Origin of the sequence: Rhizobium esperanzae, from assembly GCF_014197615.1 — a bacterium.
In the GTDB taxonomy this organism is placed as follows: Bacteria; Pseudomonadota; Alphaproteobacteria; order Rhizobiales; family Rhizobiaceae; genus Rhizobium; species Rhizobium esperanzae_A.
In genome coordinates this window covers 403,882-419,668 of the sequence record NZ_JACIFY010000001.1, presented here as the reverse complement: position 1 = coordinate 419,668, position 15,787 = coordinate 403,882, and the positions used below count along the sequence as shown (strand labels likewise).

Genomic DNA, 15,787 nt, shown 5'->3' with positions numbered 1-15,787 from the left:
GCCGCTTCAGGAAAATCCATTGTGCGGTGTATCTACTCGATAGAGCCGACGGCCATTTCGTCGACCTGCCGGGTCAGCGTCAGGCCGATGACCGGGACCATCTGGCTTTCGACCTTGACCGAAACGGTGACGTTCATCGTCTTGTCGTCGCGCACGCGGGCGATCATCGCGCCGTTCAGCTTGGCGCGGTTGATGCCGACGACGACGGTATCTTCGCTGACGGCGCCGGAGACGACGTCAAGACCCTTGCCGGCGGCGCCGTCAAGGAATTTGCCCTTGTAGGTCGAGCCTGACTGCGAGATGACGGCGGTCATCGGCTGCTTGAAGACACCGACACGGCAGGTGCCGTCGAGCTTGATGCCGGCGCCACTGTCGCCAGTCGGCTCGCCGATCAGGTTGCAGGTGAACTTTGTGCCCTTGTACTTGCCGGCGACGATTTCGCCCGGGCCCCTCCATGAGCCGGCGACGGAATCGAAGAATGCCTTGTCACGGGTTGCGGCAGTGGCTGCCGGAGCGACATCTGCGACCGGCGACAAAGCCGCGGCGGCCAGACCGCATATAATGAGAAACTTGCGCGAATACATGGATTTTCCTTGGCAAACACCACTCACGAACTGGCTGCAAGTTTTGCCGAATAATGGTTAATCCTTTCTTTCGATCGTGCCGAAATGCGAGGCGATGCAGGCGTTTCGCGCGACGACGATTTCAAATTATCATCGCTATATCTTTGAATCTACTGCAAGTATTTCGGCATTACGCATGAGAAGGTGAAAACGACGGAATCGCCTCGTCGATCAAGGATTGTTGCTGCGCGGTGACATGGAGGGCGTGAGGTCGCCGATGAAATCACCGATTCCCGGCCGCTTCAAGGCGCGGAAGGCGAGCGGGCGGCAGAGATCCATCGCCGCGATTCCAATGCGGGCGGTCATCAGGCCGTTGACGACACCTTCGCCGAGCCGGGCCGAGAGCTTGGAGGCCAGCCCATGGCCGAGCACCTGCTGGACAAGGCTGTCGCCGACGGCGATCGAGCCGGTGACGGCAAGATGAGCGAGCACGTCACGCAGCAGCCGGAACATGCCGAGCGTGCCGGGGCGGCCGCCGTAAAGCTCGGCCATGGCGCGGATCAGGCGCACGGCCTCGTAGAGCACGTAGAGCAGGTCGACGATGGCGCGCGGGCTGACGGCGGTGACGATCGAAACGCGCTTCGAGGCGTTGACGATCAGGGCGCGCGCCTTGCGGTCGAGGGGAGCGAGCAATTCACGCTCGGCGAGCGCAATCAGATGCGGGGGGTCGATAACCTCGCCCTCGGTCGCCTTCAGCGTCGCACGGCCTTTCGCTGTCTCGGGATTGGCGGAAAGCAGCGTGGTGAGGCGCGTGACGACGGCGCGGGCCCTGGCCGGCCGGGTTTCGACAATCGCCGCTTCCGCTTCGGCCTTGATCGCCTGGACGGCGGCAAGGCGCATCATGCCCGCCGTTTCGCGGATGACGAGGGCGAGCACGGCAAGGATGCCGACGGCGAGCACGGCAAGGGCCACATAACCCAGCCAGTCGGCGCGGGTGAAGAGATCGCGGATCAGGCTATCGGTCCAAAGCCCGATGGCCAGAGACAGCAGGATGCCGAAGGCGCCGGCGGCAATCTTGCCGAAGGAGGTCCGGCGCTTGCGTGGCGCTGCCACAGGGACCGCGCTCAGATCCTTGTCGGGATTGAGGAAGGGATCGTCCTCATCCGCCGTCACGACGATATTTTCGGAGAAACTTTCCGGCTTGCGACGCTGCTCTGCCCGGCGGCCGTTGTCGCGCCGCTCGGTTGCCTCATCCTCATAGGCGAAGGCGGCGGGCGGGCGGCGCGGCGGATCGGACGGGGGCTTGCTCATGCGAGACGGTCTCCGAACAGGAACTGCATGGCGCGGTCGAGGCGGATATGCGGCACCGACAGCTTGATGCCGCCGCCGGTTTCCTCAAGCTGCGGCGGGCGGAACCTGACGACGTTGACATCGGGCAGTTGCAGGCCGCTCTCGCCCGAGGCGATGCGGTCGAACAGGTTTTCCGGATTCTCCGGCAGGTCGCCGGGGAAGATCGCGGTCTTTCTCAGGCCGTCGAAGCGCTCGCCGGCGATGGTTTCACCCTCCATCGGCGTGCCGACGATGACCGGCAGATCATGACCGTCGCGTTTGACTGATGCCTCGCGGGTGGCACGCACGGAGGCGAGCGCCATGACGTCGATGCCGGCACCGGCCATGCCGATGCGGTCGATGGCGCGATCGACCAGCCGGCGGGTCAAAGCATCGAGCCGGTCGTGGCTTTCATGGTGGAGATGATCGGCCTTGGTGGCGGCGACCAGCACGCGATCGATGCGGCGCCCGAGCAGCGAGGAGAGCAGCGAATTGGTGCCGGGGCGGAAACAGGCGAGCACATCGGTCAGCGCCCGCTCCAGATCCTGCACCGCTTCGGGGCCGCGATTCATTGCCTGCAGCGCATCAACCAGCACGATCTGGCGGTCGAGGCGGGCGAAATGCTCGCGGAAGAAAGGTTTGACGACAACCGATTTATAGGCCTCGTAACGCCGCTCCATCATCGCCCAAAGCGAACCGCGGCCGGGACGCCCGTCCGGGGGCAGCGCCAGCGGCGCGAAGGTCAGCGCTGGCGATCCGTCGAGATCGCCCGGCAGCAGCAGGCGGCCGGGCGGCAAGGTGGAGAGCGAGCGTTCATCGGCCTTGCAGGCCTTGAGGTAGTCGGCAAAGGCGGTGGCGATTTCGCGGGCGACCATCTCGTCGGCGCCGGCGTGGATATCGGCTGCACGCGTCAGCGCCAGCCACGCTTGCGACAGCTCGGAGCGGATGCCGGTTTGCGCAAGCGCGATCGTTTCCTCGCTGAAGGTGCGGTAGTCCTTGCCGAGCAGAGGCAGGTCGAGCAGCCATTCGCCGGGATAATCGACGATATCGATCGACAGGCGGCCCGGCGAAAACAGCCGGTTCCAGCCGCTGGCGCTTTGATAATCCAGCGTGATGCGCAGTTCTGATATGGCGCGGGTCGAATCCGGCCAGACACGGTCCTTCACCAGCGCACGGATATGATCCTCGTACTGAAAGCGCGGCACGGCATCGTCTGGCTGCGGTTCCAGCCGCACCGCCGAGACACGGCCCGATTGCACCGGCTCGAACAGCGGCAGGCGGCCGCCATGCAGCAGATTGTGGACCAGTGAGGAAATGAAGACCGTCTTGCCGGAGCGGGAGAGGCCGGTGACGCCAAGCCGCACGGTCGGATTGACAAGGCCGCTCGCCCGGTCGGCGAGATTATCGAGGGCGATGCGGGCGTCGTCGGCTAGGGATGTCAGGCGTGGCGGCAAGGCGCAATTCCGATTGGTGACTGCCGGCAATATAGGAACGCGGCACCGCCCGAAAAAGAAGTGGCGCCGTAAAGACGTCAGACGACCACGAAATCGGTGAGGCGCCAGCCCGCGGCGGAAGCGTCGTAATCGACGACGGCAAGGCCCGCCGTCGGGAAACCGCCGGGAAGGGCGCTGGCCATCGCCTCATGGCCGACCAAAGCCTCCAGGGTTTGCTCCATGGTCGGATTATGGCCGACCAGCATGACGGCCGCCTCGTCCTGGGCATCGACGATCTCGATATAGGTATCGACCGTGGCATTATAGAGCGCATCGACATAACGCACGTCGAGCGTCAGGCCCATCGCCCGATGGACCGCGTCGGCCGTGCCGCGGCAGCGCAATGCCGTCGAGCTGATGAGAAGATCGGGACGATAGCCCTTGTCGGCGGCCTTGTCGGCGATAATCTCGGCATCGCCGTAACCCTTTTCGTTGAGCGGCCGGTCGAAATCGCGCTGTCCGGGTTCGGCCCAGGCCGCCTCGGCGTGACGCAGGAGATAGATGCGGTTGGGCGGAGGCAGCGGTACGGTCATGGGCAAATTCCAGGATCGGGCGGGTCTTTTCAGTAGCGGTTGCGATTGGCTGCCGTCAATCGCCCGCCATGCCGCAACTGCCTAAAACGTGGCCGCCAACACGGCGTTTTGAAGGCGAAGACAAAAACGGTGGCCGGAATAACCATGACAAAATAGATCGTTAGCCGAAAATTGTAACAGATTTAAAAATCTGTTTACCTGTCGTATTTGGCTTGAATCGCGACTAGCGCTTGGGATATACACCCGCCAGATGAGATGTTCTTCAGGAGAATCGCGTTGAGTGAGAAGATCGATCTTAGCAATTACGTTCCCTCGGAAGAGGAAGAGTTCATGAACGTAAACCAGCGTGCCTACTTCAGGACCAAGCTGGTTGCATGGAGAAATGATATCCTTAGAGAAGCGCGTGAAACCCTCGACCACCTGGCCGAGGAAAGCGCGAACCATCCCGACCTCGCCGACCGGGCGTCGTCGGAAACCGACCGGGCGATCGAACTTCGCGCCCGTGACCGGCAGCGAAAGCTGATTTCGAAGATCGACGCGGCACTGCAGCGCATCGAAGACGGCACCTACGGCTATTGCGAGGAAACCGGCGAACCGATCGGCCTCAAGCGTCTCGACGCCCGCCCGATCGCGACGCTGTCGATCGAGGCGCAGGAGCGCCACGAACGCCGCGAAAAGGTCTATCGCGACGAATAACGGTTTTCATGCAGACATGAGAAGCAGAGCAAACGCCGCGATCTGATCGCGGCGTTTGTTCGTTTGAGCCGTCATCCGGCGTACCGGAGAGGAAGGCGGCTTGCGCAATTACAGCGGATCTCCTGTCGCCAGAGGTTTCCATGATCGCTCTCGCTCGGCCTCGATGGAGAGGTCGATCACGATAAGGGTGCCGTTCCGGATTCGTCGCCGCATGATGTCTGCGCGCTCAGGATTCGTCCGGACCATGCCTTCGGCGTGCAGAGCCTGCAGCCTCGAACGTGAAACCGTCAGCTCGGACGCCAGCAAACGGTCGAGGCGTGTACTTGTTGGGAACGGGACCGTCAGTTCGATTGCCAGTCTCGTCCAATTTGCCGGCTGGTGCCGCATCTCCTTTGCGATTTCGAATTCGGCAAACTCATCGACACGCTGCGATTTGTGCCGGAGAGCATCGAGGTTGAAGGTCTCTGCCCGGATCCACTCCGGATCGTTGGACTGCAGCGCACCGAGAACTGCAGGATCGATGTCGCGGACATTCCGGCGCTCGAGGATCGGCCGGTTCCATGTCCTTCCGCAGGTCAGGCATTTGTAGATCAACCAAGCGTCCAGCTTGCGGACTGAGACCGGTATTTACTTAGGCAAAGTGTAACCTCGAATGCGCCGACGCTCTTCAACCCAAGCGATAACAAATCATCGACGACAAAGGTAGCCCCCTGGCGATTCGGAAACGAAAGGCCGGGGCATTGCGGCTTTTATGCAACTTGTCGATGGAGGCAACGCGGTGTGGAAGCTGCCGTTCAGGCTTTCATTTATCGCGATTGACGCTCATTTCGCCGAAGATGCGGGCGACTTCCTTCTGCAGTTCCGTATCGGCGCCGGTGATCGGGGCAAGCTCGGGATCGCGGCGCGGCAGGTTGCTGCCCGGCTGCGGTACGGTTTGGCGGGGCGCCTGGTTTGCCGGCGCCGGCACGATGCGCTCGGCCGTCAGATTGTTCGACATTTCCTCTTCCAGCACCCGCTGGAAATCATGGCGGATCGCCGCCGGCGACTGCGCGGCCGCATCGTCCTCGGCCATCCCGGGTGCGGCACGCGCGGCAGCCGGCATGGGCTGGAGGGGCGGTGTGGAAACTTCGGGTTCGATGCGCTGCTGCGGAAGCACGCGCTGGCGGGCGGCGTCGAGGATCTCGGCCGCACTTGCGGTATCGTGGAAGGGTGCAGGCTGCGCGGCCGGGGGAGCGACGGGACGCTCCGGCGGGCGCGGGGCGACGGGCAGAGGAGCGTCGCGTTCGGCCGACAGCGGCGCTGTCACGGGGTTTGCCGGAAGAGGGCTCGTGGCCACCGGCGGTGCGACGGCCGGCTGGGCAGGCGGTTCGGGGCGCGGACGCGGCTCCGGCGATGCCGGCGCGGAGAAGGAAGGCTCGGCGGCCGGCTCGATTCGGGCTGCGGCCGGCTCGATTCGGGCTGCGGCAGGAGCGATGACGGCCGCTGCGACCGGGGCGCGGGGCGGAGAAACCGGTGGTGTTTCCGGCCGCGCCGGGGAGATCGGACGCTGCTCGACCGGTTGCGGGCGGTTGAAGCTTTCCGGCTGTTCGGCCGCTTCGGGCAGGATGCGGCTTTCGATGACGATATCGCTTGGGCCGCCGATCATGATCAGATGCTCGACGTCATCGCGGCGCACCAGCACCAGCCGGCGGCGGGCATCGACAGCTGCGGCGTCCAGCACCTGCAGGCGGGGCTGGCGGTTGCGGCCGCCGCGCACGAAGGGCGAGGGCGCCCGGCGGCGGATGACCCAGAGTACGAGGATGAGCAGGAGAAGCGCCAGGCCGACGCCACCGGCGGCAAGCAGAAAACGGCCGCCATAAGCTCCGACAACATCATCCAACATAGTCACTCACTCCATTTCACATTCGGCACATATTGACGACTTTTCCGTTCCTTAGGCAAGGGCCGGCGGTGCTGTCCAGTCACGGGAGAACGCGATTTCGTGTTCCGCTGTCGGGCGCCCGGCGATCTCGCTCACGGGCAGCCAGGTCGGGCTTCCGGAGCAGATGGCGCTGTTGCCTGTGAATTCAAGCAGTCTTGCCGGCCGCCGGTGTTTTTGCCGGCGCGGCAAATTGCTAAGAAGGAAGGAGTGCCTGATTCCCGCTTCGTGTTCGTGCTAGGAAGTGAGAGGGGCTTATGTGAGGAATACATGACGAAACCGCGTCAGGCCGACGACTATAACGCACCGCTTGTGGATCGCGGGGGGCGTTCTGGCACGGTTTTGCGCATTCTTCTGCTGGCGCTCGTGCTGATCGCAGCCGCCGGCGGCTTCGTCTTCTTCAAAAAGTCGCTCGACAACGAGATCGTGCTCGGCGGCCTTGGCGTGCTCGCCATGGTCGGCATCTTCTTTCTGGTCTCCTCGGTCATCGGCTTCATCGAGGTGATGCCGCAGCGCCAGTCCGACAGCCTGGCGCGCGCCTTCCTCAACAGCCATCCCGACGGCACCTTGATCACCGACGAAAAAGGCCGGATCATCTATGCCAATGCCGCCTATGGCGCCCTGACCGGGGCGCGCAAGGCGACCGAGGTGCAGACGCTGGAAACGCTGCTGTCGCGCCACCGCGAATCGAACGAGGCGCTCTACAGGCTGGTCAACGGCCTGCGCGAGGGCAGGGAAGGCCGAGAGGAATTCCGCCTGCTGCGCGCCGTCGGGCCCGGCAGCAACAGCTCCGGCGCGCATTGGTACCGGCTGAAGGCGCGGCTGCTGCAGCCGGAGGAAAGCAGCGGCAAGCCGCTGCAGATCTGGCAGATCACCGACATCACCACCGAGCGCGACGACCAAGAGCGGTTCTTCAAGGAGTTGCAGAACGCGATCGATTATCTCGACCATGCGCCGGCCGGCTTCTTTTCCGCCGGCAGGAAGGGCGAGATTTTCTATCTCAATGCGACGCTTGCCGAGTGGCTGGGTCTCGACCTTACCAAGTTCGTGCCGGGCTCGATGTCGATCGGCGACGTCGTGGCCGGCGAGGGGCTGGCGCTGATCCAGTCGGTGCAGGCCGAACCGGGCCTGAAGAAGACGGTGACGCTCGATCTCGATCTGCGCAAGACCAACGGTCAGAGCCTGCCGGTGCAGATCATCCACAGCGTCACCTCGATGCGGGACGGCGCGCCCGGCGAAAGCCGGACGATCGTGCTGGCGCGCGAGAAGAACAGCGAAAGCAGTCAGTCGGCCTCGGCGGCCGCCATGCGCTTCACCCGCTTCTTCAACAACACGCCGATGGCGATTGCTTCGGTCGACGGTGACGGGCGTATCCTGCGGACCAATGCACCGTTCCTCAAGCTGTTTTCCGGCGTCGTCTCGCGCGACGACCTGGAAAAGGCGCCGCATCTTGAAACCATCGTGCAGGAGAGCGACCGGCCGCAGTTGGCCGAGGCGCTGGCGGCGGCCAAGGACCGCCAAGGCGACATCGCGCCGCTCGACACCCGCACGCCGACCGACGAGGCGCGTTATTTCCGCTTCTATGTCAATGCCGTCATCGACCAGAGCGACGAGGCGCCCGAGGAAGCGGCGATCGTCTATGCCGTCGAGGTGACCGAGCAGAAGGCGCTGGAAGCGCAGATGGCGCAGACGCAGAAGATGAATGCGGTGGGAACGCTTGCCGGCGGCATCGCCCATGATTTCAACAACGTGCTGACGGCGATCCTGCTGTCCTCCGACCATCTGCTGCTGCAGGCGCGGCCGGCCGATGCCAGCTTCGCCGACCTGATGGAGATCAAGCGCAACGCCAACCGCGCCGCCGTGCTGGTGCGCCAGTTGCTGGCCTTTTCGCGCAAGCAGACGATGCGGCCCTCGGTGCTCAACCTTACCGATGTCGTCGGCGACCTGCGCATGCTGGTCGACCGGCTGCTCTCGGGCACCAACGTCAAGCTCGACGTGCAATATGGCCGCGACCTCTGGCCTGTCAAAACGGACCTCTCGCAATTCGAGCAGGTGTTGATCAATCTTTGCGTCAATGCGCGCGACGCCATGCCTGAGGGCGGCACGCTGACGCTGCGCACCCGAAACCTGACCGCCGCTGAGGTCTCCGCCTTCAACTATTCCTACATGCCGGCCGAAGACATGGTGCTGGTCGAGGTCGCCGACAACGGCACCGGCATCGCGCCCGAGATCATGGACAAGATCTTCGAGCCCTTCTTCACCACCAAGGATGTCGGCAAGGGCACCGGGCTCGGCCTTGCCATGGTCTACGGCATCGTCAAGCAATCGGGCGGCTACATTCAGCCGGAATCCGAAGTCGGCAAAGGCACGACGTTCCGTGTTTTCCTGCCGCGCCACATCCCGGAGCCGGCGGTGGCCGCCGAAGCCGGTTCGATCGACGGCGCCATCGCCGGGGCGGAGGTGCTGCCGCAGCCTGCACCGCCGCAGCAGCCGGAGGACCTGACGGGATCGGCCGTCATCCTTCTCGTCGAGGACGAGGAGGCGGTGCGCCGCGGCGGCAAGCGCATGCTGGAAACGCGCGGCTACACCGTGCACGAGGCGGGCTCGGGCGTCGAGGCGCTCAGCATCATGGAAGAGCTCGACGGCAAGGTCGACATCGTCGTTTCCGACGTGGTGATGCCGGAAATGGATGGCCCGACGCTGCTGCGCGAGCTGCGCAAAAGCTATCCCGACATGAAATTCATCTTCGTCTCCGGTTATGCCGAGGACGCCTTCGCCCGCAACCTGCCGCCGGAGTCGAAATTCGGATTTTTGCCGAAGCCGTTCTCGCTGAAGCAGCTGGCGGTGGTGGTGAAAGAGACGCTGGATAGCTGATCGCGTGATTGTGAGGGGATGCCGGGTGATACCCCCTCTGCCCTGCCGGGCATCCCCCACAAGGAGGGAGATCGGCTGGGCGCAATGGTTTCCCCAAACAACCACCGTATAGCTGCCGTGCAACGGCAGTGAGGGAACGATGGTCCAGCCTCTTGCCAATCTCCACCCTTGTGGGGGAGATGTCCGGCAGGACAGAGGGGGGTGCTACACGGCACGCCCTCTCCGGAAACCTTCAAGAGCTACAGACCAGCCCACCCGTCAAAAATTACCCACCCAGCGCCACGGCAATCTCCGCCGCAAGCCGTGCATTGTTCTCGACCAACGCGATATTGGTCTTCAGGCTCTGGCCGTCGGTCAGATCGAAAATGGTCGAGAGCAGGTAGGGCGTCACTGCCTTGCCGGTGATTTCGTCGCGTTCGGCGCTGTCGAGTGCGCGCTCGATATAGATCTCCATCTCTTCGCTCGGGATCTCGTCTGCTTCCGGCACCGGGTTGGCGACGAGCATGCCGCCATCGATGCCGAGCTGTTCGCGCACCGTCTGGAAATTGGCGATGGCCGCCGGGCTGTTCAGCGACAGTGGGCTTGATATGCCCGAGGAGCGCGACCAGAAGGCGGGGAATTCTTCGCTCTCATAGGTGACGACGGGAACGCCGCGGGTTTCCAGCACTTCCAGCGTCTTCGGAATATCGAGGATCGCCTTGGCGCCGGCGCAGACGACGATGACGCCGGTGCGGGCGAGCTCCTCGAGATCGGCTGAAATATCGAAGCTTTCCTCGGCGCCGCGATGCACGCCGCCGATGCCGCCTGTGGCAAAAACGCGGATGCCGGCGCGGGCGGCCGCGATCATCGTCGCTGCGACCGTTGTGGCGCCGGTGCGGCGTTCGGCGATCGCGAAGGCGAGATCGGCGCGCGACACCTTCATCACGTCCGTCGCCCTGGCGAGCTGCTCCAGTTCCGCGGATTCAAGGCCGACATGCAGCGTGCCGTGGATGACGGCGATCGTTGCCGGCACGGCGCCCTGTTCACGAATGATCGCCTCGACGCTGCGGGCCATCTCGATATTGCCGGGATAGGGCATGCCGTGAGTGATGATGGTCGACTCCAGCGCCACCAGCGGCGCGCCGCGCTGCTTGGCGCTCGCGACCTCCTTCGAATAGGCGATCGGCAGAGGAGTGGAGATGGGCTTGGTCATGATCTTGTCCTGTGATCGGCGGAGCATGATACCGAAAAGGTGGGCGGCTTTCGAACGACATCATGCTCAACTCTTTAATTCAGCCCCTTCAATGCAGAATTCTGACCTCGGGAACAAGGGCAAGCGCCTCATTCAAGAGATCCGGCGTCAGATTTTCGTTGACGGCGTGCCGCGACTGCACCGTGAGTGTCGCGGCTGCCGTGCCGTGGCGGACGGCTTCCTCGAGCGGCAGGCCTGATATCAAGGCGGCAAGCGTGCCGGCGGCAAGAGAATCGCCGGCACCCGTGACATCTGCGACCGTGTCGGCGATTGGAGGCTGCAGCGCCACGGCGCGGCCTTTACTCAACGCGACGAGCTCACGGCGACCACGGGTGACGACGGCGTTCCTGATGCCGATCTCCTCCAGAAGTGGCGGCCAGCCGTCGGCGTTCTCCGGCTGCCGCCCGGTAAGAGCTCCGGCTTCCGCCTCGTTCAGGAAGAGATAGTCGATATCACCGATGCAGGGCCTCAGCCTGACGACTTTGGCCGGCGAGATGGCGATCGCCGCGACAGGCTTGGCGAGGGAACGCGCCTTTGCGACGATCGCTGTGATCGTCTCTTCCGGCAGGTTGGCATCGAAAAGAATCAGATGATGGGCAGCGAAGGCCTCCCGCACCCAGCGGATGGACAGACGCCGCGGCACGAAGAAGCGGTAGAGATCCATGTCGGCAAGGGCGATCACCAGATTGCCGTCCTTCTCGATGATTGCCGTATAACTCGGCGTCTTGCGGTCGAGGAAGACGAAGGGCCGGTCGTCGATGCCGGCGAAATCGGCAGCTTCGCCGACCATCTCACCGATCGGATCACCGCCGCGCGGCGAAATCATCGTCACCTGAAAACCGAGCCTTGCAAGGTTGCGCGCCGCATTGAAGCCGCCGCCGCCCGGCTCCTCGAACCAGGTCCCGGGATTGCTGGCGCCGGGCGCCGTCTCGCCGGAGATGCGGCCGCGCCTGTCGATATGGGCACCGCCGAGAACGAGAATCTTTTTCTTCATTTCAGCCGCTCTCCGGAGGGGCGAAGGACGAATCGATGCGATGCGTCTTTTCCGATGCATGTCGGTATTTCATGCTTAAGCCATTGCTTTGCATCGATAAAACAAAAATAGAACACGGACCGTTTTACCTTTTTCTTTCAATTGTTTGATCGCCTATTGCGACAGTAGAACAAATAGGGTACAAACTCGACATTGCTTGGGCGGCTTCAATAACCTAAAGGTGGATCGGATGTCTCAGAATTCATTGCGGCTGGTAGAGGACAAATCGGTGGACAAAAGCAAGGCGCTTGAAGCGGCACTCTCACAGATAGAGCGGTCGTTCGGCAAGGGCTCGATCATGAAACTCGGTTCCAACGAGAACGTCGTCGAGATCGAGACGGTTTCGACGGGCTCGCTCGGCCTCGATATCGCGCTTGGCATCGGCGGGCTGCCGAAGGGCCGCATCATCGAAATCTACGGGCCGGAAAGCTCGGGTAAGACGACGCTCGCGTTGCAGACCATTGCGGAAGCGCAGAAGAAGGGCGGTATCTGCGCCTTCGTCGACGCCGAACACGCTCTTGATCCGGTCTATGCGCGCAAGCTTGGCGTCGATCTGCAGAACCTTCTGATCTCGCAGCCCGATACCGGCGAGCAGGCGCTCGAAATCACCGATACGCTGGTGCGCTCCGGCGCCGTCGACGTTCTGGTCGTCGACTCGGTCGCCGCGCTGACGCCGCGCGCCGAAATCGAAGGCGAGATGGGCGACAGTCTTCCAGGCCTCCAGGCCCGCCTGATGAGCCAGGCGCTGCGCAAGCTGACCGCCTCGATCTCGAAATCGAACTGCATGGTGATCTTCATCAACCAGATCCGCATGAAGATCGGTGTCATGTTCGGTTCGCCTGAGACAACGACGGGCGGCAATGCGTTGAAATTCTATGCCTCCGTTCGCCTCGATATCCGCCGCATCGGCGCGGTCAAGGAGCGCGAAGAGGTGATCGGCAACCAGACCCGCGTCAAGGTCGTCAAGAACAAGATGGCGCCTCCGTTCAAGCAGGTCGAGTTCGACATCATGTATGGCGAGGGCGTTTCCAAGACCGGCGAACTCGTCGATCTGGGCGTCAAGGCGGGCATCGTCGAGAAGTCGGGCGCCTGGTTCTCCTATAACAGCCAGCGTCTCGGCCAAGGCCGCGAAAACGCCAAGACCTTCCTGCGCGACAATCCGGATCTTGCCCGCGAGATCGAACTGTCGCTGCGTCAGAATGCCGGCCTGATCGCCGACCGCTTCCTGCAGAACGGCGGACCGGATGCCAATGACGGCGATGACGCGGCGGAAATGTGAGTTTTTCCGCCAGTCTCATTGAAAACCAAGCCGGCCGTATTCCTGATGAGAATGCGGCCGGTTTTGTTTGTCGGCTGGACAGTGGCTGAGGCGAACGTTAAAAGCCGATGGATTTGTATTATCTGCTTCCGGCAGCATTGAAGGGCATAGAATGAGCGGCGTGAACGATATCCGGTCGACCTTCCTCGACTATTTTAAGAAGAACGGCCATGAAATCGTTCCGTCGAGCCCGCTCGTGCCGCGCAACGACCCGACGCTGATGTTCACCAATGCCGGCATGGTGCAGTTCAAAAACGTCTTTACCGGCCTGGAAAAGCGTCCCTATTCCACGGCGACGACCTCGCAGAAATGCGTGCGTGCCGGCGGCAAGCATAACGACCTCGACAATGTCGGCTATACCGCGCGTCACCTGACCTTCTTCGAGATGCTCGGCAACTTCTCCTTTGGCGACTATTTCAAGGAGAATGCGATCGAGCTTGCCTGGAAGCTCGTCACCGAAGGTTTCGACCTGCCGAAGCATCGTCTGCTGGTGACCGTCTATTCCGAAGACGAAGAAGCAGCGGCGCTGTGGAAGAAGATCGCCGGTTTTTCCGACGACAAGATCATCCGCATCCCGACCTCCGACAATTTCTGGCAGATGGGCGATACCGGGCCTTGCGGCCCTTGCTCTGAAATCTTCATCGACCAGGGCGAGAATGTCTGGGGCGGTCCTCCCGGGTCGCCTGAGGAAGATGGCGACCGATTCCTGGAGTTCTGGAACCTCGTCTTCATGCAGTTCGAGCAGACCGAACCCGGCGTGCGCAACTCGCTGCCGCGTCCGTCGATCGATACCGGCATGGGCCTGGAGCGCATGGCCTGCATTCTTCAGGGCGTCCAGAGCGTTTTCGACACTGACCTGTTCCGTACGCTGACCGGCGCGATCGAAGATGCCGTCGGCGTCAAGGCCGCCGGTAGCGCCAGCCATCGTGTCATCGCCGATCACCTGCGCTCTTCCGCCTTCCTGATCGCCGACGGCGTGCTGCCGTCGAATGAGGGCCGCGGCTACGTGCTGCGCCGTATCATGCGCCGCGCCATGCGCCATGCGCAGCTTCTCGGCGCCAAGGAGCCGTTGATCTACAAGCTTCTGCCGACGCTGGTGCAGCAGATGGGCCGTGCCTATCCGGAGCTCGCGCGCGCCGAAGCGCTGATCTCCGAGACGCTGAAGCTCGAGGAAAACCGCTTCCGCAAGACGCTGGAACGTGGCCTGTCGCTTCTATCCGATGCGACCGCCGACCTTTCCAAGGGCGACATGCTCGATGGCGAGACGGCCTTCAAGCTCTACGACACCTACGGTTTCCCGCTCGACCTGACGCAGGATGCGTTGCGCGCTCGTGAAATCGGCGTCGATATATCAGGCTTTACCGATGCGATGCAGCGCCAGAAGGCTGAAGCCCGTTCGCATTGGGCCGGCTCCGGCGAGAAGGCAACGGAAACCGTCTGGTTCGAGCTGAAGGACAAACACGGCGCCACCGAATTCCTCGGTTACGACACGGAAGCAGCCGAAGGCGTTGTTCAGGCGATCGTCAAGGACGGTGCGGTTGCGACCGAGACCAAGGCCGGCGAGAAAGTACAGATCGTCGTCAACCAGACGCCGTTCTATGGCGAATCCGGCGGCCAGATGGGCGATACCGGCGTGATCTCCTCCGACCATGGCAAGATCGAGATATCAGACACGCAGAAGAAGGGCGAAGGCCTCTTCGTGCATTCCGGAACCGTGGTCGAAGGTGTGTTCAAGGCCGGCGACGCCGTTGTGTTGACGGTCGATCATGCCCGCCGTTCGCGCCTGCGCGCCAACCATTCGGCAACCCATCTGCTGCATGAGGCGATGCGCGAGGTACTCGGCACCCATGTGGCCCAGAAGGGGTCGCTGGTCGCGCCCGAGCGCCTGCGCTTCGACGTGTCGCATCCGAAGCCGATGTCGGCCGAAGAACTCAAGGTGGTCGAAGAGATGGCCAACGAGATCGTGCTACAGAACGCGCCTGTCACGACGCGCCTGATGAGCGTCGACGACGCCATTGCCGAAGGCGCCATGGCGCTGTTCGGCGAGAAGTACGGCGATGAAGTGCGTGTCGTGTCGATGGGCACCGGCCTTCATGGCGCAAAGAGCAACAAGCCTTACTCGGTCGAGCTTTGCGGCGGCACGCATGTGTCGGCCACCGGTCAGATTGGCCTCGTGCGCATCCTCGGCGAAAGCGCCGTCGGCGCCGGCGTTCGCCGTATCGAAGCGGTGACCGGTGAATCGGCGCGCGAATATCTCGCCGAGCAGGATGATCGCGTGAAGACGCTCGCCGCCTCGCTGAAAGTTCAGCCTTCGGAAGTTCTGTCGCGCGTCGAAGCGCTGATGGACGAGCGCCGCAAGCTCGAAAAGGAACTGGCCGACGCCAAGCGCAAACTCGCCATGGGCGGCGGGCAGGGCGGTTCAGCCGATGCCGTGCGCGAGGTCGCCGGCGTGAAATTCCTCGGCAAGGCCGTGGCCGGCGTCGATCCGAAGGACCTCAAGGGTCTTGCAGATGACGGCAAGGCCAGCATCGGCTCCGGCATCGTGACGCTGATCGGTGTATCCGAAGATGGCAAGGCGAGCGCCGTCGTCGCGGTGACGCCGGATCTCGTCGATCGTTTTAGCGCTGTCGATCTGGTGCGGGTTGCTTCTGCCGCGCTCGGCGGCAAGGGCGGTGGCGGTCGTCCCGACATGGCGCAGGCCGGCGGTCCCGACGGATCGAAAGCGGATGAGGCGATCGAGGCCGTTGCCGTGGCGCTCGCAGGCTGAACTCCGGAAATCGATTGATTTATAAAGGGCGG

11 protein-coding genes and 1 pseudogene are annotated in these 15,787 nt (G+C 63.1%); 4 read left to right on the top strand and 8 right to left on the bottom strand.

Features of this window, described 5'->3' with window-relative positions; all coding sequences use genetic code 11:
* Nucleotides 1-32: 32 nt before the first annotated feature.
* From GGD57_RS02145 to GGD57_RS02130, 4 genes are all read right to left on the bottom strand, one after another.
* Nucleotides 33-584: a hypothetical protein gene (locus GGD57_RS02145; protein ID WP_184466365.1), complete on the bottom strand. Its 552-nt coding sequence runs from the start codon at nucleotides 582-584 to the stop codon at nucleotides 33-35.
* 210 nt (nucleotides 585-794) lie between these two features.
* Nucleotides 795-1,874, bottom strand: coding sequence for a YcjF family protein (locus GGD57_RS02140; RefSeq protein WP_184466363.1), 1,080 nt, complete (start codon nucleotides 1,872-1,874; stop codon nucleotides 795-797).
* Nucleotides 1,871-3,346, bottom strand: coding sequence for a YcjX family protein (locus GGD57_RS02135; RefSeq protein WP_184466361.1), 1,476 nt, complete (start codon nucleotides 3,344-3,346; stop codon nucleotides 1,871-1,873). The genes GGD57_RS02140 and GGD57_RS02135 overlap by 4 nt, the downstream gene beginning before the upstream one ends.
* 77 nt (nucleotides 3,347-3,423) lie before the next feature.
* Nucleotides 3,424-3,918, bottom strand: a complete 495-nt coding sequence (locus GGD57_RS02130) for a SixA phosphatase family protein (RefSeq protein ID WP_184466359.1) — start codon at nucleotides 3,916-3,918, stop codon at nucleotides 3,424-3,426.
* 276 nt (nucleotides 3,919-4,194) lie between these two features.
* On the opposite strand from GGD57_RS02130, the gene dksA reads away from it, so the two are divergent.
* On the top strand, nucleotides 4,195-4,614 hold the full coding sequence (gene dksA / locus GGD57_RS02125) for an RNA polymerase-binding protein DksA (RefSeq protein WP_003569003.1): 420 nt from the start codon (nucleotides 4,195-4,197) through the stop codon (nucleotides 4,612-4,614).
* A 108-nt stretch (nucleotides 4,615-4,722) separates the two neighbouring features.
* On the opposite strand, the pseudogene GGD57_RS02120 reads toward dksA, so the two are convergent.
* Both GGD57_RS02120 and GGD57_RS02115 read right to left on the bottom strand, forming a co-directional pair.
* Nucleotides 4,723-5,226 (bottom strand): annotated as a pseudogene (locus tag GGD57_RS02120) (DUF1062 domain-containing protein); the annotation flags it as partial.
* A 190-nt stretch (nucleotides 5,227-5,416) separates the two neighbouring features.
* Nucleotides 5,417-6,502, bottom strand: a complete 1,086-nt coding sequence (locus GGD57_RS02115) for a flagellar biosynthetic protein FliO (RefSeq protein ID WP_348645948.1) — start codon at nucleotides 6,500-6,502, stop codon at nucleotides 5,417-5,419.
* 300 nt (nucleotides 6,503-6,802) lie between these two features.
* Here GGD57_RS02115 and cckA point away from each other — a divergent pair, with 300 nt between their 5' ends.
* Nucleotides 6,803-9,406: a cell cycle histidine kinase CckA gene (gene cckA / locus GGD57_RS02110; protein ID WP_184466354.1), complete on the top strand. Its 2,604-nt coding sequence runs from the start codon at nucleotides 6,803-6,805 to the stop codon at nucleotides 9,404-9,406.
* A gap of 265 nt (nucleotides 9,407-9,671) precedes the next feature.
* Here cckA and GGD57_RS02105 read toward each other — a convergent pair whose 3' ends face one another.
* Nucleotides 9,672-10,598 (bottom strand): pseudouridine-5'-phosphate glycosidase, encoded by a 927-nt coding sequence (locus GGD57_RS02105; RefSeq protein ID WP_184466352.1) that lies wholly within the window; start codon nucleotides 10,596-10,598, stop codon nucleotides 9,672-9,674.
* An 88-nt stretch (nucleotides 10,599-10,686) separates the two neighbouring features.
* Complete coding sequence (locus GGD57_RS02100; protein WP_184466350.1) at nucleotides 10,687-11,631, bottom strand: carbohydrate kinase family protein; 945 nt, start codon at nucleotides 11,629-11,631, stop codon at nucleotides 10,687-10,689.
* Between the two features lie 229 nt (nucleotides 11,632-11,860).
* Here GGD57_RS02100 and recA point away from each other — a divergent pair, with 229 nt between their 5' ends.
* Both recA and alaS read left to right on the top strand, forming a co-directional pair.
* Complete coding sequence (gene recA, locus GGD57_RS02095) at nucleotides 11,861-12,949, top strand: recombinase RecA (protein ID WP_088681186.1); 1,089 nt, start codon at nucleotides 11,861-11,863, stop codon at nucleotides 12,947-12,949.
* A 151-nt stretch (nucleotides 12,950-13,100) separates the two neighbouring features.
* Nucleotides 13,101-15,755: an alanine--tRNA ligase gene (gene alaS / locus GGD57_RS02090; protein WP_184466348.1), complete on the top strand. Its 2,655-nt coding sequence runs from the start codon at nucleotides 13,101-13,103 to the stop codon at nucleotides 15,753-15,755.
* The last annotated feature ends 32 nt before the right edge of the window (nucleotides 15,756-15,787 follow it).